Below are 20,361 nucleotides of genomic sequence, written 5' to 3' on the forward strand. Positions count from 1 at the left end.
GCGGCCTTTGATGATGTCGGCCGTGGGGATCGCGGGCTGAGAATTCCTCATTCGTTCGCGCTGTCAGCGAAAAATTGAACAGGGAGGCGGGGAGACAGGGAGATCTTTGAGATTTTACTCCCCGTCTCCCTGCCTCCCTGTGAATTCTACGGAAAATTTGAGGGGATTCCTCGGGTCCGGAACGGGTGCCCGGGTGCCGGCGGAACGGGTGGCCGAGTCGAGCGAAATACGCACCTGTTATCGCGCCCTCCCAACAATTGAGGTCGCCCCGATCTCAATCCATGTTCGTGATGGATAGCGGCTGATGGGTCCGTGCCCCTCCATCATCGAGCCGGTGCCGACCCGAGAGCGGGAGTCGAGGTGGAGGTAGATGCCCCGCCGTCGGCCGGCGCTCGCCGCCGCACATTCCGGGCAACCTTCAGAAATTTTCACAAGCTCCTCGAGCTTACGACCTCGCCGCTTCGCAAGATGGCCATCATCCAGGCGGGGCGCAGTCCCATCAGCCAATCGGCTCGGTAACACCTGGACCGGCGCGAGGATTCTGCCCTAGCGTTGTAGGAAGACGAAAGCGCCCTTCTTGTTCGAGATGACGATGTCCGGCCGGCCGTCTCCGTTGCCGTCCGCGACCGTGAGCTGGGTGCCTACCCCCGAATCGTCGTCGATGAGAACGGGCTGGAAGTCGATGCGTTCCGCCGCTCGCGCCTGCTCGAACCAGTAGAGCCGCGCCGGCGCGTCGAAGTCCGGCATGCCGGCAGGCACATGACCCCAGAAGCGCTCGCCGCTCACGAGGTCCTGGAGCCGGTCACCGTCGATGTCGGCGTGAGCGAGCGCGTGCGGCTCGTGCATGAACACGCTCGACGCCGCATCGGGAGTGGTCCTCGGCACGACGACGTGCTCCACGAACGCGGTGCCGGCCGCGTTTGGAACCTGCTCGAACCAGGAGAGCCCGTAACCGTGAGCGGCCAGCGTGGTCGCTATGTCCGCGTCCCCGTCGCCGTCCACGTCGACCACCGGCATCTGCGCTCCCCCGGCACCGAACGGCTGCTCGACGCGCGTGAACGGCAAGCCGTCGGGCGACTCTGGGCTCCGCGTGAAGTAGCCGCTCGCCTCGACCAAGTCGCTTGCGCCGTCCCCGTTGACGTCGCCTGCACCGAGGCCGTGCGTGAACGCGCCGTACCCCCGATTCTCGGTGAGCGCCCGGAAGACCCACGGCTCCGTCGGGTCCACGCCGGGCGACGACGTTCCGAGCACGCCCCCCGACATGTGCACGAGCTCGGGCACGCCGTCGCCGGTGATGTCGGCAAACAGGGGCGACTCGTTGTCGATCGGCCACGGCAGCGTGTCGTGACGAGCCCAGAGCGCGTCGCCGTCACGCGGGTTCTGGTACCAAGCCGCGGGCACACCCGGAAAGCCGACGACGAGGACGTCGGTGAACCCGTCGTGGTCGAAGTCGTAGGGGAACTCGAAGAAGCAATCCGAGTAGCCGTGCGGATCGAAGGCTTCCCTCGGCCACACGGGATGGCTCGTGCCATACCCCGGACCCTCGTACCAATCCGGGCCCGCGATGACATCCGTCACCCCGTCGTGATTGAAGTCCGCAAAGCTCGCCCCCTCGCAGTAGAACTCGCGGTGCAGCGTGATCTTCACGAAGCGTGCGTCGAGGGCGGCCTCACGCGGGAGCGGTGGGGGCGCGGTGACGGTGCCCGCGGGCGGCGCGTCGGTGCCCGCGTCGACGGGCACGCGCGAGGAGTCGGCCGCGCAGGCGATAACCAAGGCGAGCGGTGCGCAGCACAACAACCTCATTGCCGAAGCCATCTCCGAGCGCTTAGCACGTCGTGGCCTGCTCGATGAGCATAGCCGCGAGGCGAGCGATGAAAGGCGAAGAGGAGATGAACCTCCGCCCGAAGCAGCCCCGCACGCCCTCCGCCGCCGGCAGCAGCGTCCGCTGAGCGCTGAGCCCCGACCCAGAGCGCTGAGCCCCGATCCCGACCCCCGGCCCTGAGCGCCTTCCGTGGCGGCCGTCCCCTTGGTGGCCCGAGGGCAGCGATGACTCGGCCGGACCGCGGAATCGAGATACCGCGCGTCGGCGAGGACGATCTCGACGCTGGCCGACCGATCGCCGACGCCGGGGAACGCGCCGGCGCCCTGATTCGCCTGGCGCGCGAGCTGCCGGACGCCGACGCCGAGCGCGCCGTCGTGCTCGGCTGGGCGCTGGAGGCCGCCCGCGACGAGCGCGCCGGCGGGGCTGCGCTCGCCGCCGCGGCGCGTGCGCTCGAGGGGCAGGCGCGCGAGACGACCGCGCGCGAGGCGGCAGCGCGGCTCGGCGGCGAGCGGACCGAGGAGAGCCGGCTCGAACGCGTGGCCCTGGCGGCGCTGCTGCCCGAGGCCGAGGCGCTCGAGCTCGCGCGCGACGCGTTCGCCGAGGTCGCGGCCGATGCGAGGAGCGACGAGCTGCCGCGGCTCTCGGAGGCCGCCGCGCGATTGCCTCCCTCCGTGGTGCGCGCGCTCTGGGCAGCGTCCAAGGCGCTGTCCGCCTCGGAGCGACACAAGGTCCTCGCGCGCCTCTGCGCGGGCCTGCCCGCGGCGGAGCGGGACGCGGGCGTGTCGGAGGGGCTGGGGCTCGCGCTGTCGCTGGTGGCCGACGGCGAGCTGCCGGCGGACGCGTGCTGGAGCGTGTGCGCGCTCGCGCCCCACGCGCCTGCCGAGCTCGTGCCCGCGCTGATCCAGGCGTGCGCGGCTGCGCCCTGCTTCCGGCGGCCAATGGTCACGGCGGTCGCGGCGCGCCTGGGCGATCTCGGCCGCGCGGACGACGCGCTCGCGCTCGTGGCGACGCTGCCCGAGGCATCCGACCGGGTCGAGGCACAGGCTGCCCTGCTGACGCATCTGCCCGCCGCGGCTCGCGACGCCGTCTGGACGCGGCTGTCGAGCGATTCACGGGCGAGCGACGGCGGGCGCACGCTCCTCGAGCGGAACGCCGCTGCGTGGACCCGGGCTCTCGGGGCTGACGTCGTCCTCGACCTGTCCCGCGAGCTCGGCGCCACGTGGCCAACCCTCGTTGCAATCGCCGAGGCCTCGCCGGACCACGCGCCAGCGATCACACGCGAGTTGCTCGCGCGCGCCCTCGATCGGCCGAGCGATGAGGACGAGGCGCTCTTTGCGCTGGTCCCGCTGGCCGCCTCGATGACCGAGCGGCACGCGCGCCACCTGTGCCAGCGCCTCCTGCAGCACCTCGACTGGAAGCGGCGCCCCGATCTCCTCGACGACTGGACGAAGGACGACCTCGGGCACCTGGCGCCCTTGTTCGCTCGCGTCGCTGGGCCGCAGGGCGTCGCCGCGGTGGCCCGGGAGATTGTCGACGTCGCGCGATGGCTCCCCTGAGCGCCTGCGGGGCGCCCCTGCCCGGCCTCAGGGCGCTCCCGCTCCGCCCCCCGTGGACGCGTCCTCGGGCCTCGCGTCGTCGTCCTGCAAGGGAGGTCCTCATGGCCCGGCTGCGCACCGGCAGAAGGCGGAGCGGGTGCTCCAGTGGCTGATGGGTCTGCACAGGAACAAGGCCGCTGCGGCGATGGAGCGCCATCGTCCAGCCGGCCATCGAGGACAGCAAGATCCTCCGCGAGCTCGGCTTCAGCCGCTCCAGCGGAGGCAAGGCCTCCACCATGGGTGCCACGCCGGCTCTGCGGACGTACACTCCCTGCATGAACGACATTCGCGACATCAGCCAGGACGAGGCCCGGGTGGCCGAGCTGGTCCGTTCAGCGAGGCGCGTCGCCGTGCTCGGCATCAAGATCGAGGCGCAGGCGGATCAGCCCGCCTTCTACGTCCCGAGCTACCTGCAGAGCGCGGGCGTGGAGGTGATCCCGGTCCCCGTCTACTACCCCGACGTGAAGACCATCCTCGGCCAGCCGGTCTATCGCCGCGTGGCGGACGTCCCGGGCCCGGTCGACATCGTCGTCGTCTTCCGGCGCGGCCAGGACGTCACAGCGCACCTCGCCGACCTGCTCGCCGCCCGTCCGCGCGCCGTCTGGCTCCAGCTCGGCATCCGGAACGACAGGGTGGCCGAGCGGCTCGTCGAGGCCGGCATCCTCGTCGTGCAGAGCCGCTGCCTCATGGTCGACCACCGCCGCGTCGCCGGGCAGGGCTGAGGCTCGTTGGGAACATCAGGCACCGAGGGCACAGGGGACGACGAGAGTGAGCCGGTGTCGCCGCCGCGCAGCTACAGCGGCCGGTGCTGCGTCCCCTTGCCGTACGTGATCGACAGGAGGTCCCCCGGCTCGCGCACGATGAGCCGGTGCCACGCGCCTTGCGGGACCTTGCACGTCGTCCCGGCGAGCAGCGCGACGACCCGCTCGCTGCCCTGCTCCTCCAGCACGACGTCGCTCGCGCCCGACAGGAGACACAGGATCTCGTCCCCGGCCGGGTGCATCTCCCACTGCGGCGTGTCCTCGGCCAGGCGAAACCGGATCACCAGCCAGCCGCCATCGTCCGTGATCCGCCGGATGTCCGCGGCCTGCGAGTCGCCGGACATCAGCTCTTGCCAGAACGTCGGCCTCACCTCGATCGGCAGCGCGTCGCCCCCGTCCGCGAGGTGCAGGTATGTGCTGCGGAGATCGAATCCGGGCTGTCTCTGATTGGCCATCTCGTCCCTCACGTGGCTCCTGAGCGCCCTCATGGCAACAGGCCGCCCCTGCCCTGTCAACCGCTCTCCCCCGGCGCCGCCGCCGCGCGCCTCCCCGGCGCGCCCGCCGCCGCCCAGCCCGCCACGACGGAGCCCGCCGGGCTCTACTGAACAAATGCTCCCATCCCGACCAGGACGCGCTACACTGCGCGCGCAGCGACCGCCCCCTCGCCCGGCGCTGACCGCACCATGCCGCGCCCCGTGAACAACCCTCCGAACCCGTGGTCGTCAACGCAGGTCGAGTACCTCGAAGAGGCGCCCCCGGCGACGCTGCAGATCTTCGAGGAGCAGGCCCGCTCCATCGTGAGCGCGAACGACAGCCCCGATCTTCCATTCCGGTACAGCGTCAACCCGTACCGCGGCTGCATCCACGCCTGCGCCTACTGCTATGCCCGGCCCTCGCACCAGTACCTCGGCTGGGGCGCCGGGACAGACTTCGACCGCAAGATCGTGGTCAAGGCGAACGCGCCCGAGCTGCTCGAGAAGGAGCTCAACAAGCCGGGCTGGCAGGGCGATACGATCGTGTTCTCGGGCAACGTCGATTGCTACCAGCCGCTCGAGGCGAGCTACGAGCTCACCCGCCGCTGCCTCGAGGTCTGCCTCGCGTTCCGGAACCCCGTCGGGCTCATCACCAAGGGCGCGCTCGTGCGGCGCGACGCCGCCCTGCTCGGCGAGCTCGCGCGGCGCGCCCGCGCCCGCGTCCACTTCAGCATCCCCTTCGCCGACGACGCGGTGGCGCGCAAGATGGAGCCGTACGCGAGCCGCTCATCGCTGCGCTTCGAGGCCATGCGCGCGCTGTCGGACGCGGGCGTGCCGACCGGGATCTCCCTGTCGCCCATGATCCCCGGCCTGAACGACAGCGACGTGCCGGAGCTCCTCGAGCGCGCACGGGACGCCGGGGCGCAGAGCGCCTTCATGATGCCGCTCCGCCTGCCGCGCGAGGTGCTCCCGGTCTTCGACGAGCGCCTCGAGGAGGCCTTCCCGGACCGCGCCGGCAAGGTCCGCCGCGGCATCCAGGAGATGCGCGGCGGCAAGATGAACGAGGCCGCCTTCGGGGCGCGCTTCCAGGGCGCAGGCGCGCGCTGGGCGGCGATCCAGCGGCTGTTCGAGGTGCACTGCCAGCGCCTCGGGCTGAACGCCGCGCGCGTTGGCGACGAGGCGGACGCGGCGGATGAGGCGGATGAGGCAAAAGAGCGCTCGACCTTCCGGCGGCCGAGCCGGCAGGGGACGCTGTTCGACCTCTGAATGACCCTTGCGACCGGCGCAAGGAATGGGGTACCAGTGAGAACGCAGTGCATTTTCGGGGGGTCGCACCGGCGCGGCCCCCCTCGTGCCCTGTCCTGGGCAGGCGGTGATGCCGTCCGCCCGCTGACGAGACCTCATGACCTCTCCCGCCCAGGATCGCGCCACAGCCCGCCCGGCCCCACGCCGCAAGCTGCTCCTGAACCCGCGATTCCAGCTCAAGTACACGGGGCTCCTGGTCTCGGTGGTGCTCGCGGTCATGGGGGTGCTCGGACTCGTCATCTGGCAGACCGCGAGCGTCGCGAACGAGCAGGCGCAGTACGCGGCGACCCAGGCGGAGCTCGCCCTCAAAGAGGCGGCGAACAGCGCCAAGATCCTGAAGATGAGCACCGCCGCCCTGGGCGGCGACGGCGCCGAGCTCGACAGCACCCTCGACGAGGAGCTCGCGAAGACGGAACGCGAGCACGAGCACAACCTGGCAGAGGTCGCGAAGCGGCGCGCCGAGGTCGAGGCGCTGCGACAGCGGCTCCTCAACGTGCTCGTCGGCGGCAGCGTGTTCCTCCTCGTCGTCCTCGGCGTGCTCGGGATCTTCATCACCCAGCGCATCGTGGGGCCGGTCCACCAGCTGAAGCGCCTCTGCCGCCAGGTCGGCACGACGCGGCTCACCATCGGAGAGGGGCTGCGCAAGGGCGATGAGCTCGGAGACCTCTTCGACACGTTCGTGCAGATGACCTACTCGCTCAAGGCGCTCCAGACAGGCCGGCTCGCGACGCTCGACGCGGCCATCGAGCGGGCCGAGTCCGAGAAGGTCTCGGCCGAGGTGCTCGAGGGGCTGCGCGCGCTGCGGGCGCAGCTCTGCCTCGGGCTCAGCGAGGCCGAGACGGTGCGGCGCCGCGCTCCGAGAGGTGGTGAGTCATGAGCCGAATCGCCCGAGCGGAGACGACATGAAACCTCCCGCATTGATCCAGCAGGCGGCCGGCTTGCTCCGCGCTCGCTTCGATCTCAACGAGTACAACCCGACCCCGATCGTCGATCTCGGCGCGCTCGTGGCGAACGCCGACGGCAACGTGGACGCCGAGGAGATCGACGCCCTGCGGCAGCTGATCGAGCCGATGCTCGGCACCCAGCTCAACGCCGAGCTCGTCCGCTACCTCATCGAGGCGAGCCTGAAGGTGATCGCGGCGGCGGGCGTCGAGCCGCGGGTGCGATTGCTCGCGGAGATCCTCATGGACTGCGACGCGGTGGAGGAGGGCATCCTCGTCGCGCTGGCGGTGGCCCACGCGAGCGAGGGGCTCTCCGATGCGGAGCGCGCGGTGATCGAGTCGCTCGCCCGCGCGGCGGAGCTGCCGGCGCGCCGGCTCGATCAGCTGAACGAGCAGGTCCGAGGGGCGTTCGCGGCCTGAGGCGGCCTGCGCTGGATCAGGGCGGCCGTCAGCCCTCTTCCTTTGTCGCGAGCAGCCGCGACAGGCGCTCTCCCTCGATGCGGACGGCGATGACCTTCTCCCGGTCGAAGACCACCGCGCCCGGAGCCGCGCCGCGCGGCTTGCGCACGTAGCGGCGCGGGAGATAGCTCACCTCGCACACCGCCTCGCCGCGCGCGTCGCTGAAGTGCGCCGCCAGGGTCGCGGCGTCCACGAGCACGTCGGCGGAGCAGCTCGCCCCTTTCTGGAGCGGCACGACGACGTGCGAGCCGACGACGCCCTTCGCGTGCAGCCAGAGGTCGTGCGGCCGCGCATGCTTCGTCGTGAGCGCGTCGTTGTCCTCGGCGCTCCGGCCGACGAGGATCGCCGCGCCGGACGCGCTCCGGTAAGCATGGAACGGCCGCCGCGGGGCGGCCCGGGCGGCCCGCCGGCCACGGGCTCCGGGCATCCCCGGCTCACCGGCCCCGGCGGCGCCCACCCCGGCGAGCTCCGCGCGCGCGACGCCGAGGGAGCGCGCGCGCTGCGCGAGCGGATCGAGCGCGTCCGGCAGCGCCTCCGCCGCCGCGACGTCCGCGGCGAGCGCGGCGAGCGCGGCGAGGGCGCGCTCGGTCTCGGCGAGGCGCGCGCGCATCACCGCCTCGCCGCGCTGGTAGCGCCGCGCCTTGGCAAAGAAGGCCTCGGCCTGCGCCTTGGCGGGGCGCGCCGGGTCGAGGGCGACCTCGAGCTTGCCGCCGGTCTCCCAGTCGTCGAGGAGCGCCCTCGCCGCCCCCCGCGGCACCCGCGCGCCCTGCGCGAGCAGGAGCTGCCCCGTCTTCTGGAGGCGCGCCACGCTCCCCAGCCGCCCGAGATCGCCGCGCACCGCCTCGGCCCTGCGCTCGAGCGCCGCGCGCCGCGCCTTCACGGCGCGCGCGAGCGCCGCCTTCTCCTGCCCGGCGGCGGCGTCGTCGCTCGCCTCGACGAGCGCGGCGCCGGCGGCCAGGGGATCCGCCGGGTAGGCGATCTCGGCCGGCGGGGCGCTCCCCCGCGGCGGCCAGCGAAGGATGAGGTGGCCGGCGCCGTCGAGCAGCCGCACCTCGCCGCGGCGACCCGGCGCGAGTTCCAGCCGCACCGCCGGGACGGGCGCCGGGCTCAACCCGGGTGAGGCCGCCGCCCCAGGGCTCAACCCGGGTGAGGCCGCCGCCGCCCCGGGGCTCAACCCGGGCGAGGCCGGCCCCGCGCCCGGGCTCAACCCGGGTGAGGCCGCCCTCGGGCTCAACCCGGGTGAGGCCGCGCCCGGGCTCAACCCGGGTGAGGCCGCGCCCGGGCTCAACCCGGGTGAGGCCGCGCCCGACCCGGGTGAGGCCGCGCCCGGGCTCAACCCGGGTGAGGCCGCGCCCGGGCTCAACCCGGGTGAGGCCGCGCCCGGGCTCAACCCGGGTGAGGCCGCCGCCGCCGCCCCGGGGCTCAACCCGGGTGAGGCCGGCCCCGCCCCCGCCTCGCTCGACAGTTCACTCTCTTGGTCTTTTTCCACCAGCGGCACATCGCCGGCGATGACGGCGATCCCGTCGCCCCGCACCTCGATGGCCAGCACGCGGCGGCCGACCAGGTGGGCCCGCATGGCCGCCAGGAGCGGGTGCGACGCGTCGGCGCGGAGCCGGGGCAACCGCGGCAAGACCCCCACCCCCGCGACCCGCGGCCCGATGCCGACGCCGAGCACGCGCCGCGCTCCGGCGTACACGGCCAGCGCGACGAGCCCCGTCGCGGGGTTCGCGTGCGCCGCGTCGATCCGCGCCCCCACCCAGCTCGCCGTCGCCTCGGCGAGCGCCCCGCCTCGCGCCGCGCTCCCTTGATCGTCCTCCATGGCGAACGCCGTTCGTACCCCTCAGCGGAACTGCTCGAAGATCGGCCCGCAGCAGCCAAGGGCGAGGTCGCACGCCGAGCCGTTGTCCTGACAGGCGGCCACCTCCGCGCCGTTGACGAGGCAAGAGCAGCTGATGCTGCCGGGCCCGATCGGCCGGCACTCGACGGCCAGGTCCACGCCCGAGCACGAGCCCTTGCAGGTGCAGGCCCTGCCGCCGCCGTCGAAGCACTCGAGCGCCCCGCAGGCGGGGTCGGACGCACACGCGTCGTACCCATCCAGGAGCGGCTGGCATCTGGGCGGGATGGCGTCGCAATTGAACACCTCGTCCATCGCGCAATCGAAGAACGGTACGAGCAAGCCGTTGCACTCGGGCGCGCTGGACACCTGCTCATCACAGAAGTCGCCGCAGTCGCCCGGTCCCTGCCCGCACGTCGCCAGGAAGAGATCGCAGTAGTCCACGCACCTCGACCTCACGTCGCCGCCGCCCACCCCGGTCGAGGTCACGGCCGCCGAGGTGGTCATCCAGCTTGCGCTGGTGCTTGTCACGCCGACGCCGACCGCGCTGGTGCTGGTGCTTGTCGCGCCGGCGCCCCCTGACCCGCCGGGCATCCCGTCGACGACGACGTTCCCACCGCAGGCGCTCCCCCAGGCCAGGACTGCGAGCGCAGCGATGCGCACCCTAAGCAGCGTCATTCCCATGGCGCGAGACTAACCCGACGCGAGCGCGGGCGCGAGCGCCGCGCGAGCGCCGATGACGAGCCGCCGTGCGGCCTCTCGTGCGGCGCGCGCGGCTTTGCGATAGAGAGCCGCCGCGTGCTCCTCGACCTCCTGCTCGCCCCGCTGCTCGCCCAGGCCGACGCGCTGCCCCGACCCGGGCCAGCCGCGTCCTGCCCGCCCGACATGGTGCTCGTGGAGGGCACGCACACGGAGAACGTGCAGCGGATCTGCACGAGCTACCGCGGCGGCCACTGCTTCAGCTTCTTCCCCGGGCTGTTCGCCGCCGAGCCGCGCTTCACGCCGGTGCGCACGTGCATGGACCGCCACGAGTGGCCGAACCGGGCGGGCGCGCTGCCGGTCGTGATGCTCCGCTTCGTCGAGGCCGAGCGGGAGTGCGCCGCCGCCGGCAAGCGCCTGTGCACCGAGTTCGAGTGGGAGCTCGCGTGCGAGGGGCCGTCCGCGCTCCCTTTCCCTTACGGCCACGCGCAGGATCCGGCCGCCTGCAACGTGAGCAAGCCCTACCGGGGCATCAGCGAGCGGCGGCTCGCGTCGAGCGACCCGGCCGTGCGGGCCGCGGAGACGCAGCGGCTCTGGCAGGGCGAGCCGTCGGGCTCGTATCCGGCGTGCGTGAGCCCGTACGGCGCGGTCGATCTCGTCGGCAACGTGGAAGAGTGGGTGTCGACGTCGCGACCCGAGTGGCCGCACCGCTCGTCGCTGAAGGGCGGCTACTGGTCCAAGCCGTGGGCGGGGTGCCGCGGGACCAACGACTCGCATGGACCGATGTTCCGGTTCTACGAGATCGGGTTTCGCTGCTGCAAGGATCCAGGGGCGGAGACGTAGCGCCGCGACGTCAGGCCTGCTCGTCGCGCAGCACCTTGTGCACGGCCGGTTCGGCGTTCATCCGCGCGAAGACGCGCCTCTCTTCGTCCTTGCGCCGCTGCGTTGAACTCTCCCTCTCCCGCAAGGCGCAAATATTCCAACCCAGCGGTACAACGAACGCCCCCGCCCCTCCGGCTTCTCTACGGGAGGCGCGCGGCGCTAGAGTACCGCGATGCGACGGATCGAATGGACCTGCCTCGCCGTGTGCGCCGCCTTGAGCACGGCGCTGGGCTGCAATGCGATCTGGGGGATCTCCGAGGGGGAAGGCGGCGGGGCGCCCGCGGCGGGCGGCGCGGGTAGCGCGGGCGGCGCGGGCGGCGCAGGCGGCAACGGCGCCGGGGGTCCCCCTCCGGAGTGCCCGTCCGAGCCGTTCACCGGGCGCGCGCCGGGCGCGTGCCAGCAGGCCGACGGCGATCACGATTACCTCTCCGATCCGGAGAACTGCTGTGTTCCCGGCAGGAGCTGCCTCGGCGGCGCCTGCGAGGGGGGTCAGTGCCAGCCGGTCGTCCTCACCACGATCACCGATGACCACGAGGCGCTCGGCATCGCGGTGGAGGGGGACCGGGACGACGCGCGCGTGCTGTGGGCGAGCGGCTATGGAAGCACAATCTTCGCGACCGAGAAGGCGGCGTTCGGCGCGACCGAGCCGCTGGTGGTCCTCGACTCCATCGTGAGCATGCTCGCGCACGCCGACGGCTCGCTGTTCATCACCGACTGGAGCGCGTCCGAGGTGTACCGGATCCCGCTCGAAGGGAACATCACCGTCCCGACGGTGGCGAGCGCCGAGGGAGAGGCGCGCTCCCGGGCGCCTGTGGTCGGCAACGGCTGGGTCTACTGGATCACCGGGAGTTCTCAGGAGCCGTACCAGGAGGCCGACGCGCCCCAAGCCCCGCAGCACATCTGGGCAGCGCGGGTCGACCAGACCGACCAGGCAGGGCTGCCGGTGCTCGACAGGCACACGTACGTCGGCGGCCTCGCGCAGGACGGCACCCATCTCTACTGGACCGAGCTGGAGCCCGGCGGCGAGCAGAGCACGGTCCGCAGGATGGCGCTCGGCGAGCCCAGCACGCCCGAGACCGTCGCGTCCACGCGCGTCGAGGGCGACGAGCTGCCCGGGGAAATCGCGGTCGGCGAGCGCATCTACTGGATCGTCGGCGGCAACATCCACGCAGCGAACAAGGACGGCTCCGGCGCAGGGGTGCTCGCGCCGGCGGACTACCCCGCGCGGCTCCTGACGGACTCCACCTTCGTCTACTGGTACAGCGGCGGCGATAACCAGCTCCAGCGGGTGCGCACCTCCGGCGGCGCGCCGGAGCCGCTCGCCGACAGCGCCGCTTACGTCCGCAGCCTCGCGCAGGACTGCCGCGCCCTCTACTGGACGACATGGGCAACCGAGGAAGCGCCTGCCTCGGTGATCAAGCTGGCCAAGTGAGCCTGCCGACCGGCCGGCGCGCGGCGCTGGCCAGCGCGCGGCCGCGCCTGTCGTCCAGGAGTTGACCCGCCCGTCCCGCCGACGCGCCCGCCGGAGGGCGTGGGCTGGCGGCGACCGACAAAAACGGCGGGATCCGCGAGGCCAAAAGCAACGCCCGGGCAGAGCCGACCGCGCTCAGGTATGTGTAGGACGGATCGATCGCCGGCCGCGCCGGCGCGCGCATCCCTTCTTGAGCAGAGCGGAGGAACGGTTCGATGCCCATGGACCTTGAAAAGCCCACCTGTGACGACTCCCTGATACGGCAGCTCTCGATATCGATCTTTCAGCTGCCCATCCTCAGCGTTGCGGACGAGCTCGGCGTGTTCTCGCATCTCGAGCGGGAGCCCACGGGCATCGCAGAGCTGGCCAGGCAGCTCTCTCTCAGCTTCCGCGCGACCGAGGCGCTCCTGGCCTCCCTGGCCGGAATGGGGCTCCTGGCCCGGTTTCAGGGCAAGTTCCACCTCACCGAGACGTCCCGCAACTTCTTGCTCCCCGACAGGCCGTTCTACTGGGGCCACATGTTGCGGTTGATCGGTCAGGTCCCGGTCACGCACAGCACCGTGCTGGAGACCCTGCGGCGGGACGGGGCCGTCGCGTGGGACGCCGGCAAGGTCATCACGGAGGAGTGGGACCATGTGGACCTGTCGGAGGAGCGGGCGTTCGTCTTCACCCGGGCGATGCACAGCCACTCCTTCGCCACGGCGGTCGGGCTCGCGCAGCGGGTCGAGCTGACGGGCGTGGGGCGCCTGCTCGACGTCGCCGGCGGCTCTGGCTGCTTCAGCATCGCCCTGGCGCGGCAGAATCCGCACGTGCAGTTCACGGTCGCCGAGCTGCCGCCCGTGTGCAAGACGACGAGGCAGTACGTCGCGGAGCACGGCCTCGAGGGGCGCATCGACGTCGTGGCGCTCGACATGTTCCGCGACGCGTGGCCTCCGGGTCACGACGTGATCTTCTTCGCCAACGTCCTCCACGACTGGGACAGCGCGCGCCGGCAGCGCTTGATCCAGCGCAGCTTCGATGTGTTGCCCCCGGGCGGCCGCGTCCTCATCTACGAGCTCCTGCTCGCGGACGGGCAGGACGGCCCGCTCACGGCGGCGCTGAGCTCCATGAACATGGTGGTTCTGACCCCCGGCAAGCAGCTCACGGCCGGCGAGCTCGACGAGCTCGTCCGCGGGTGCGGGTTCACGGACGTGTCCGTCATGCCGGCGTACGCCGGATACTCGCTCATCAGCGCCAGAAAGCCCCTCGATCGCTGAGACCGGCCCTGTGCCGGCTCACTCGCGCCCTCTTCACGGCGCGCAGCGGGCGATCGTCACCTTGCGCAGGCGCAGCTCCGCGAGCGGTTTATCCTCCGCGCCGGTCTCCACGCGCGTCATCGCGGTGACCACCTCGACCGGCGCGCACTGGCCGAAGATCGTGTAGGAGCCGTCCAGCCAGTCCGTCACCACCTCCGTGATGTAGAACTGGCTTCCGTTGTTGTCTGCCCCGGCATTGGCATAGGCGAGCGTCCCCGCTCGATGTTTCAGCGTCGAGATCTCGTCGTCGAACTCGTACCCTGGCCCGCCCTCGCCGGTGGCGAGCGGGTCGCCGCCCTGCACCATGAACTCCGGAATCACCCGGTGGAAGGTCAGCCCGTCGTAGAACCGCCGCTTCACCCAGCCGCCGGTCACCGGGTCCTTCCAGGGCCGGCGCCCGCGGGCGAGCCCGACGAAGTTGGTGACCGCGTTCGGGGCCTGCTCCGGGAAGAGCTCGCACGTGATCTCGCCCTTGTCGGTGTCGATGATCGCGCGCAGCGGCCCCGGGCCCTCCGGGAGCTCGGCCAGCGCCTCGTCCAGGGTGAACACCCCCGCCTCGGGATCGGCGGCACCCGGGAGCATCTCCTCGGGCGCGTCGACATCAGGGCCGCACTCCGCGGTCCCACCGCCGCCCGTCGTCGCGCTGCTGGTCGAGGCGCTCGAGCTCGCCGCGCCCCCGCCGTCGCCGCCCGCGCCGTCATCGCCCGCGCCGCCGCCGCCGTCGCCGCCGCCATCGCCACAGCCGGCGGCGAGCGGCAAGGCGAGGAGCATCGCGACACAAAGGACGTTTGCACACACAGGAGGAGAAGAAGCGGTTCGGATCTGCATCCGGGCGACGCTCGCACGACCCCTGCGAGAAAGCACGCCCGACTCGCCCCGGGGAAAGGCTCGTCACCTCGAGCAGCGTCGTCGCGCCGGCGCCCGGCGAGAAGCGGTAGGCGCGAGCCACCGTGTCCACAGCACGTCCTCTCCTCCGGGCGGGCCGGAGCGATCGGCTCCGCCGGCCGCCGAGCCGGCTCACGGACGCGTGACTCCGGCAAAATCCTACGACGCGTTCAGCGGTTGCGCGTGGACCGCGCGCGGGGCGTGTTGCTACCCTCCCCGGCACCATGAACTACCGCAATCTCGGACGCACCGGCCTGAAGGTCAGCCCGCTCTGCCTCGGCACGATGAACTTCGGCCCGGAGACCAGCGAGCCCGACAGCTTCGCCATCATGGACCGGGCCCTGGAGCACGGGCTCAATTTCTTCGACACGGCCAACGTGTACGGCCGGAAGCGCGGAGAGGGGATCACCGAGCAGATCGTCGGGCGCTGGCTCGCCCAGGGCGGCGGGCGGCGGGACCGCATCGTCCTCGCCACGAAGGTCTACGGCGCCATGGGCGAAGGGCCGAACGACAGGAGGCTCTCGGCCTATCACATCCGCCGCGCCTGCGAGGAGAGCCTGCGCCGCCTGCAGACGGACCATATCGATCTCTACCAGATGCACCACATCGATCGCGAGACGCCCTGGGACGAGATCTGGCAGGCGATGGAGCAGCTCGTCCGCGAGGGCAAGGTCCTCTACGTCGGCAGCAGCAACTTCGCCGGCTGGCACATCGCGCAGGCGAACGGCCTCGCCGCGCAGCGGCACTTCCTCGGCCTCGTCTCGGAGCAGTGCGTGTACAACCTGAGCGCGCGCACCGTCGAGCTGGAGGTCCTGCCCGCCTGCCGCGCGTTCGGCCTCGGCGTCCTGCCCTGGAGCCCGCTCGCCGGGGGCCTGCTCGGCGGCGCGCTCCAGAAGGCGCGCGAGGGCCGGCGCGCCTCGGCCGACGCGCAGGCGCGCATCGAGAAGAGCCGCGCCAAGCTGGAGGCCTACGAGGCGTTCTGCGCCGAGCTCGGCGAGAAGCCCGCCGACGTGGCCCTGGCCTGGCTGCTCCAGAACCCGGTCGTGACCTCGCCCATCATCGGCCCGCGCACCGCCGAGCAGCTCGACGGGAGCCTGCGCGCCCTCGAGATCCGGCTGACGCCGCAGCACCTGAAGCGCCTCGACGAGGTGTTCCCCGGCCCCGGCGGCGAGGCGCCGGAGGCCTACGCCTGGTAGCGTCGCGCCGGGAAACGCTCGTGCACAAGGAGATGAACATGGGTCGATGGCGGTATGAGCAAGGGCTGCAGGACGTCGGCAACGGCTGCTTTGCGTATCTCCAGCCGGCCGGCACCTGGGGGCTCAGCAACGCGGGGCTCGTCACCTCGGACGGCGAGGCCCTGCTCGTCGACACGCTCTTCGACCTGAAGCGCACGCGCGACATGCTCGACGCCATGCGCGCGGCGACCCCCGCCGCGGCGCGGATAGGCACCGTCGTGAACACCCACGCGAACGGCGACCATTGCTACGGCAACGCGCTCGTCGACGGCGCGACGATCATCGCCACGCGCGCCGGCGCCGCCGAGATGGATGAGGTCCCCGCGCCGATGCTCGCCATGCTGATGCGACAGGCGCGCAGCGGCGCCGCCGGCGCGCTCGGCGAGTACCTCGTCCATTGCTTCGGCGCCTTCGATTTCGACGGGATCGCCCCCACCGCGCCGACCCGGGTCTTCGAGGGGGAGCTGACCGTCGCGGTCGGGGGCAAGGAGGTCCGCCTCATCGAGGTGGGCCCCTCCCACACGAAGGGCGATCTGCTCGTGCACGTGCCCGCGGACCGCGCGGTCTACACGGGAGACATCCTCTTCATCGACGTGACGCCGATCATGTGGGCAGGGCCCGTCGGCAACTGGATCAAGGCGTGCGACACAATCCTGGCGCTCGACGCCGACGTCATCGTCCCGGGGCACGGGCCCATCACGGATCGCGCCGGCGTGCGCGCGGTCCGCGATTACCTCGTGTACATCCGTGACGAGGCGCGGTGCCGCTACGACGCCGGCATGCCCCCGGCCGACGCCGCCCGCGACATCGCGCTCGCCGACTACGCGAGCTGGAGCGACGCGGAGCGCATCGCGGTGAACGTGCACACGCTCTACCGCGAATTCAGCGGAGGAGAGCTCACCCCGCCCGGCCCGGTCGAGCTCTTCGGCCTCATGGGCGAGCTCGCGCGGAGGCCGCGCTGAGGTAGCCAGAAGGAGAGAATTCAACGCAAAGGCGCAAAGGCGCAAAGGCGCAAGCAGAGAAGAAGGAATCAGAAGGAGAGAATTCAACGCAAAGGCGCAAAGGCGCTCGGGTAGCCCTGGGGGATTGCTCCCCCAGGGCCCCCACAGATCCGGACGTGCGGGGCTACCGCATCCGGCTCTTCGCGACATGGATTCGCTACGCGGGTGAGTACGGCCTCGCGACCCGGGCAAGTGGGAGGGGGTAGCGTTCCAGCAGCATGTGCCTGCGGTCCCAGTTGATCCGCGCTCTCTGGGAGCGACGACCGAGCCACTTGCACCAGATGCCGATGACCCGCTCACGGAAGCGGCTGATCGCCTCGGAGTTCCCCGTGATGCCGAAGTACCCGAAGTGACCTCGCAGCTTCTGCGAGAGCGAGCGCTGCTGCTCCCCGATCGCCTGGTGCCGATGCTGCCGACACCACTCCGCGATCCGCTTCAGCGCGCGGCGGAAGCGATCGGAGGCGGTCTTCTGCTTGACCACCCACCTGCCTCGACGAGACAAGCCCCAGTAGTGGGTGAAGCCCAGCAGGTCGAACGTGTTGGGTCCACGATCCGATCGATCCTCCGGGGGAGGCCGACGGTCGGGCCGACGGAATTCGACGAGCCGGGTCTTGTCCGGGTGGAGCGCAAGGCCGTACTTGCCGAACCTCTTCGGGAGCACGGCCAGAACGCGACGAGCGTCTTCCTCGTGCGAGAACGCCAGGACGAGTCGAGTAGCCCGGGGGAATCGCACCCCCGGGCCCTCCCAGAACCGGACGTGAAGCTCTCGCCTCATCCGGCTCCTACGACCCAGCCTCGGGCCGGACGCCGAGCTGCCACAGGACGAACAACTTCGGATCCCGCTGCGCGATGCGCCCCAGCCAGTGCATCGACGCGCGCTCTCGACGTCGCAGCCGCTTGTACTTCCGTCGCGCCCATGCTGCGAGGGCCTCGTTGAGATGGCGAAGGACCTGGACGCACTTCGAGCGGTAGAACCGCCCGTAGTAGTTCATCCAACCCCGCACCACCGGATTGACGAGCTGCGCGAGATCTTCCAGGCGCTGGTTGTTCCTGGTCGACGCCATCCGCCATCTGCGGATGGTCTCGCGGACCGCCTTGGCTGCCTTGGTGCTCATCGCTGGCAGGAAGCTCACGAAGTGCTTCCCCCAGCGATTCTTCGCCCGTCGAGGTTGGAAGGTGTAGCCCAGGAAGTCGAACGCGACGTGCTCGAACTCCCCGCACCGATCGTCGTCCTTGCAGTAGACGATCCGGGTCTTCGTCGGATGAAGCTCCAGACCGCACTGCTCGAACCGACGACGGATGGCCTCCAGCACCATGCGGGACTGCCGCTCGCTCCTGCAGTGGACGATGGCATCGTCCGCGTAGCGCTCGAACGGGACGCTCGGGAAGGTCCTCCGCATCCAGTGATCGAACGCATAATGCAGGAATAGATTGGCCAACAGCGGACTGACGACCCCGCCTTGCGGCGTGCCCCTCGTACGCTGCTCCACCGTGCCATCCGGCTTCTGCACGGGGGCGCGGAGCCACCGGGCGATGTACAGCCGGATCCAGGGGTTGTCCGTGTGGTGCGCCACGGCGCGCTCGACCAGCTCATGGACCAGCGCATCAAAGAAGCCCTTGATGTCAAGGTCGATGATCCAGTCGGCGCTCCAGCATCGTCTCCTCGCCACCGCCACCGCGTCGAGCGCCGACCGACCGGGCCGATAGCCGTACGAATCCGGATGGAACATGGGCTCCACGACCGGATCGAGGACCATCTTCACGACCGTCTGCGCCACGCGGTCCCCCACCGTGGGGATGCCGAGGGGACGTGTGCCTCCGTTGCCCTTCGGAATCTCGACGAGCCGCACGGGCGGCGGAAAGTACGAGCCCGACGACATCCGGTTCCAGACCTTGTAGAGGTTGCCCTTCAGGTCCTTCTCGAACATCGCAAGCGACTCGCCGTCCACGCCCGCTGCGCCTCGGTTCGCCTTTACCCGCTGGTACGCATCCCAGACGAGCTGCTTCGGAATGTCGTAAGGCTTCGCCTCAGACATGGGCTCCTCCCGTTGCCGGTTGACCCATGCCCGCGGCCAGGTCGTTGGGCCCCTTCGCTCCGCCCGCGTTACCAGGCTTCAACGCTACTACGAGCCCATCCGCCCCTGCGCCCCGCATCGGTACTCTTCCCCCTCGTGGGTCCACCACTCGGAGTTCTCCCTTCGCATCGGAGCGACAGGTTCCCACGTTCCGCACGAGAGCCTGAGCCGGGCTCGCGCCGCCTTCATGCCGGTCACCGCTCGGGCAGCAAGCAGGAATCCCCCGAGCTTTGTCCCAGGCCAACGACTGGAGCCTGGTTTCGATGACGTCCCTACGCTTTCGACACGTCGTCAGCGGTTCACTCACGTTCGCCTTCCCGGCTCTCACCTGACGGGTTTGTCCCGCCTTTTCCGTGAACGCTCACCACCCGGGCCATTGGGCCCAAGCAGCTTCCGGTGGTTTGGGACCTGGCCCTGCGACCCGATCCCGAGGGGTCCTCCCTCATCTCTCGTGCAGCAAGGCTGCTTCAGGCGGCCATCAAGGCCTCCTTTCCGCGCCGTCGTGGCGCACAATCGTCCGCGTACCGGATGAGAAACGCGCGGCCTTGCAGCCGCGGCTTCACCTCCTGCTCGAACCACACGTCCAGCACCTCGTGCAGGTAGACGTTCGACAGCAGCGGCGAGATCACGCCGCCTTGAGGCGAACCAGACTCCGGGAAGGACACGGCCCCGGATTCCAGCACGCCCGCATGCAACCACTTGCCGATGAGCCGCAGCAGCACCCCATCGCGCACCCTTCGACGAAGGATCTCCTGGAGGTGGCCATGGTCGAGGGTGTCGAAGAACTTCCGGATGTCGACCTCCAGGACCCAGCCGCCGCCCATGCGCATCACCTGGTCACGGAGCGCGTGCAGCGCTTGATGCGCCGAGCGCCCCCTCCGGAAGCCATACGAGCCGTGTAGAAAGTCCTGCTCGTAGATCGCCTCCAGCACCATGACGACCGCGCGTTGCAGGACCTTGTCCTCGAAGGTCGGGATGCCGATGGGCCGCGTCTGCGACCCGTCCCCCTTCGGGATGAGGACCCGCCTCACGGGCGGCGCGCGGTACGTGCCGGACTTCGCGCGTTCATGCAGCGACCGGAGGTTGTCCTCCAGGTGCGCCGCGTACTCGTCCGCGGTCTGCCCGTCCACGCCCACAGCGCCGTCCTTGCGCGTGCGACGGTACGCCTCGCGCAGCCACTCGATATCGATGTGGTGCGCGAGCGTCGTGAACGCCGTACCAGGCGCTTCCCTCGCCAGCTTCGCTATCTGCTCGAGTTTCGTGGAGATGTTCTGGGAGCCCGGTGTCTCCTTCATCTTTCCCTCCAGCAGCCCCATGCCCCGGCACCCCCTTCCCTCCACGGGGTCCCTCGGGACGGTTCCCCCGCTTCATCGGTACTACGAGGTGCTCGGACGCCTCGTCACCCTTCCCGCCTCGCTTCGTTCCCTTCGCTCGGCGGTACCGCACCCGCCGTTGCGGCGGGCTCTTCTCGGAGGCGACGGGGCCTCCCAGGTTCCTGGGGAACCCTTGCGTGCACGCCCTGGTCTCCGACCCCGGGGGGTCCAACGCGCCGAGCCCTTCGCCGCGCGCGGCGTTCCAGCGCGCCGGTGTTGCCTTCCGCTCCTTTGACAGCTTGGGCACCCGCCGAG

At 71.0% G+C, this 20,361-nt stretch carries 18 protein-coding genes; 10 read left to right on the forward strand and 8 right to left on the reverse strand.

Annotation, left to right across the window (positions count from 1 at the left end; all coding sequences use genetic code 11):
- Positions 1-546 precede the first annotated feature (546 nt).
- Positions 547-1,773: an FG-GAP repeat domain-containing protein gene (locus tag WME75_RS28155; protein WP_437477298.1), complete on the reverse strand. Its 1,227-nt coding sequence runs from the start codon at positions 1,771-1,773 to the stop codon at positions 547-549.
- A gap of 273 nt (positions 1,774-2,046) precedes the next feature.
- Here WME75_RS28155 and WME75_RS28160 point away from each other — a divergent pair, with 273 nt between their 5' ends.
- Together WME75_RS28160 and WME75_RS28165 are read left to right on the forward strand one after the other, a co-directional pair.
- A complete protein-coding gene (locus WME75_RS28160; RefSeq protein WP_437477300.1) occupies positions 2,047-3,378 on the forward strand; it encodes a hypothetical protein in 1,332 nt (443 codons plus the stop codon).
- 314 nt (positions 3,379-3,692) lie between these two features.
- The gene (locus tag WME75_RS28165; protein WP_437477303.1) at positions 3,693-4,139 is read left to right on the forward strand and encodes a CoA-binding protein; all 447 of its coding nucleotides are present in this window, start codon (positions 3,693-3,695) and stop codon (positions 4,137-4,139) included.
- A 71-nt stretch (positions 4,140-4,210) separates the two neighbouring features.
- Here WME75_RS28165 and WME75_RS28170 read toward each other — a convergent pair whose 3' ends face one another.
- Positions 4,211-4,633, reverse strand: a complete 423-nt coding sequence (locus WME75_RS28170; protein ID WP_437477306.1) for a cupin domain-containing protein — start codon at positions 4,631-4,633, stop codon at positions 4,211-4,213.
- A gap of 228 nt (positions 4,634-4,861) precedes the next feature.
- Between WME75_RS28170 and WME75_RS28175 the strand changes: the two genes are divergently transcribed.
- From WME75_RS28175 to WME75_RS28185, 3 genes are all read left to right on the forward strand, one after another.
- Positions 4,862-5,917 (forward strand): PA0069 family radical SAM protein, encoded by a 1,056-nt coding sequence (locus WME75_RS28175; protein WP_437477308.1) that lies wholly within the window; start codon positions 4,862-4,864, stop codon positions 5,915-5,917.
- Positions 5,918-6,053: 136 nt separating this feature from the next.
- Positions 6,054-6,833, forward strand: a complete 780-nt coding sequence (locus WME75_RS28180; RefSeq protein WP_437477311.1) for a HAMP domain-containing protein — start codon at positions 6,054-6,056, stop codon at positions 6,831-6,833.
- A gap of 25 nt (positions 6,834-6,858) precedes the next feature.
- Positions 6,859-7,317, forward strand: a complete 459-nt coding sequence (locus WME75_RS28185) for a tellurite resistance TerB family protein (RefSeq protein ID WP_437477314.1) — start codon at positions 6,859-6,861, stop codon at positions 7,315-7,317.
- Positions 7,318-7,345: 28 nt separating this feature from the next.
- Here the strand turns inward: WME75_RS28185 and WME75_RS28190 are convergent, their stop codons facing one another.
- Together WME75_RS28190 and WME75_RS28195 are read right to left on the reverse strand one after the other, a co-directional pair.
- Entirely contained in the window at positions 7,346-9,175 is a 1,830-nt protein-coding gene (locus WME75_RS28190; RefSeq protein ID WP_437477317.1) for an NFACT RNA binding domain-containing protein, read from the reverse strand.
- Positions 9,176-9,196: 21 nt separating this feature from the next.
- Positions 9,197-9,874, reverse strand: coding sequence for a hypothetical protein (locus WME75_RS28195; protein ID WP_437477320.1), 678 nt, complete (start codon positions 9,872-9,874; stop codon positions 9,197-9,199).
- Between the two features lie 114 nt (positions 9,875-9,988).
- Between WME75_RS28195 and WME75_RS28200 the strand changes: the two genes are divergently transcribed.
- The 3 genes from WME75_RS28200 to WME75_RS28210 all read left to right on the forward strand — a co-directional run bounded on the left by WME75_RS28200 (position 9,989) and on the right by WME75_RS28210 (position 13,498).
- Positions 9,989-10,732 carry a formylglycine-generating enzyme family protein gene (locus tag WME75_RS28200; protein ID WP_437477323.1) on the forward strand — a complete coding sequence of 248 codons (744 nt, stop codon included), beginning with the start codon at positions 9,989-9,991 and terminating at the stop codon, positions 10,730-10,732.
- A gap of 211 nt (positions 10,733-10,943) precedes the next feature.
- Positions 10,944-12,203: a hypothetical protein gene (locus WME75_RS28205; protein WP_437477326.1), complete on the forward strand. Its 1,260-nt coding sequence runs from the start codon at positions 10,944-10,946 to the stop codon at positions 12,201-12,203.
- Positions 12,204-12,457: 254 nt separating this feature from the next.
- The gene (locus WME75_RS28210; RefSeq protein ID WP_437477329.1) at positions 12,458-13,498 is read left to right on the forward strand and encodes a methyltransferase; all 1,041 of its coding nucleotides are present in this window, start codon (positions 12,458-12,460) and stop codon (positions 13,496-13,498) included.
- A 33-nt stretch (positions 13,499-13,531) separates the two neighbouring features.
- Here the strand turns inward: WME75_RS28210 and WME75_RS28215 are convergent, their stop codons facing one another.
- Complete coding sequence (locus tag WME75_RS28215) at positions 13,532-14,308, reverse strand: peptidylprolyl isomerase (RefSeq protein WP_437477332.1); 777 nt, start codon at positions 14,306-14,308, stop codon at positions 13,532-13,534.
- Between the two features lie 338 nt (positions 14,309-14,646).
- On the opposite strand from WME75_RS28215, the gene WME75_RS28220 reads away from it, so the two are divergent.
- Positions 14,647-15,618, forward strand: a complete 972-nt coding sequence (locus WME75_RS28220; protein WP_437477334.1) for an aldo/keto reductase — start codon at positions 14,647-14,649, stop codon at positions 15,616-15,618.
- 38 nt (positions 15,619-15,656) lie between these two features.
- On the forward strand, positions 15,657-16,619 hold the full coding sequence (locus WME75_RS28225) for an MBL fold metallo-hydrolase (protein WP_437477337.1): 963 nt from the start codon (positions 15,657-15,659) through the stop codon (positions 16,617-16,619).
- Positions 16,620-16,815: 196 nt separating this feature from the next.
- Here WME75_RS28225 and WME75_RS28230 read toward each other — a convergent pair whose 3' ends face one another.
- The 3 genes from WME75_RS28230 to WME75_RS28240 form a co-directional block, all read right to left on the reverse strand.
- The gene (locus tag WME75_RS28230) at positions 16,816-17,433 is read right to left on the reverse strand and encodes a group II intron maturase-specific domain-containing protein (RefSeq protein WP_437475747.1); all 618 of its coding nucleotides are present in this window, start codon (positions 17,431-17,433) and stop codon (positions 16,816-16,818) included.
- Positions 17,434-17,440: 7 nt separating this feature from the next.
- Positions 17,441-18,694: a group II intron reverse transcriptase/maturase gene (ltrA, locus tag WME75_RS28235; protein WP_437475748.1), complete on the reverse strand. Its 1,254-nt coding sequence runs from the start codon at positions 18,692-18,694 to the stop codon at positions 17,441-17,443.
- A gap of 506 nt (positions 18,695-19,200) precedes the next feature.
- Positions 19,201-20,028 (reverse strand): reverse transcriptase domain-containing protein, encoded by an 828-nt coding sequence (locus WME75_RS28240; protein ID WP_437475749.1) that lies wholly within the window; start codon positions 20,026-20,028, stop codon positions 19,201-19,203.
- Positions 20,029-20,361: the final 333 nt, after the last annotated feature.

The organism is Sorangium sp. So ce1014, from assembly GCF_051521505.1.
Taxonomy (GTDB): Bacteria; Myxococcota_A; Polyangia; order Polyangiales; family Polyangiaceae; genus Sorangium.

Coding starts and splice junctions, on each gene's coding strand:
- WME75_RS28160 (WP_437477300.1), top strand. CDS start 2,047: ATGACTCGGCCGGACCGCGGAATCGAGATACCGCGCGTCGGCGAGGAC.
- WME75_RS28165 (WP_437477303.1), top strand. CDS start 3,693: ATGAACGACATTCGCGACATCAGCCAGGACGAGGCCCGGGTGGCCGAG.
- WME75_RS28170 (WP_437477306.1), bottom strand. CDS start 4,633: ATGGCCAATCAGAGACAGCCCGGATTCGATCTCCGCAGCACATACCTG.
- WME75_RS28175 (WP_437477308.1), top strand. CDS start 4,862: ATGCCGCGCCCCGTGAACAACCCTCCGAACCCGTGGTCGTCAACGCAG.
- WME75_RS28180 (WP_437477311.1), top strand. CDS start 6,054: ATGACCTCTCCCGCCCAGGATCGCGCCACAGCCCGCCCGGCCCCACGC.
- WME75_RS28185 (WP_437477314.1), top strand. CDS start 6,859: ATGAAACCTCCCGCATTGATCCAGCAGGCGGCCGGCTTGCTCCGCGCT.
- WME75_RS28190 (WP_437477317.1), bottom strand. CDS start 9,175: ATGGAGGACGATCAAGGGAGCGCGGCGCGAGGCGGGGCGCTCGCCGAG.
- WME75_RS28195 (WP_437477320.1), bottom strand. CDS start 9,874: ATGGGAATGACGCTGCTTAGGGTGCGCATCGCTGCGCTCGCAGTCCTG.
- WME75_RS28205 (WP_437477326.1), top strand. CDS start 10,944: ATGCGACGGATCGAATGGACCTGCCTCGCCGTGTGCGCCGCCTTGAGC.
- WME75_RS28210 (WP_437477329.1), top strand. CDS start 12,458: ATGCCCATGGACCTTGAAAAGCCCACCTGTGACGACTCCCTGATACGG.
- WME75_RS28215 (WP_437477332.1), bottom strand. CDS start 14,308: ATGCTCCTCGCCTTGCCGCTCGCCGCCGGCTGTGGCGATGGCGGCGGC.
- WME75_RS28220 (WP_437477334.1), top strand. CDS start 14,647: ATGAACTACCGCAATCTCGGACGCACCGGCCTGAAGGTCAGCCCGCTC.
- WME75_RS28225 (WP_437477337.1), top strand. CDS start 15,657: ATGGGTCGATGGCGGTATGAGCAAGGGCTGCAGGACGTCGGCAACGGC.
- WME75_RS28230 (WP_437475747.1), bottom strand. CDS start 17,433: ATGAGGCGAGAGCTTCACGTCCGGTTCTGGGAGGGCCCGGGGGTGCGA.
- ltrA (WP_437475748.1), bottom strand. CDS start 18,694: ATGTCTGAGGCGAAGCCTTACGACATTCCGAAGCAGCTCGTCTGGGAT.
- WME75_RS28240 (WP_437475749.1), bottom strand. CDS start 20,028: ATGAAGGAGACACCGGGCTCCCAGAACATCTCCACGAAACTCGAGCAG.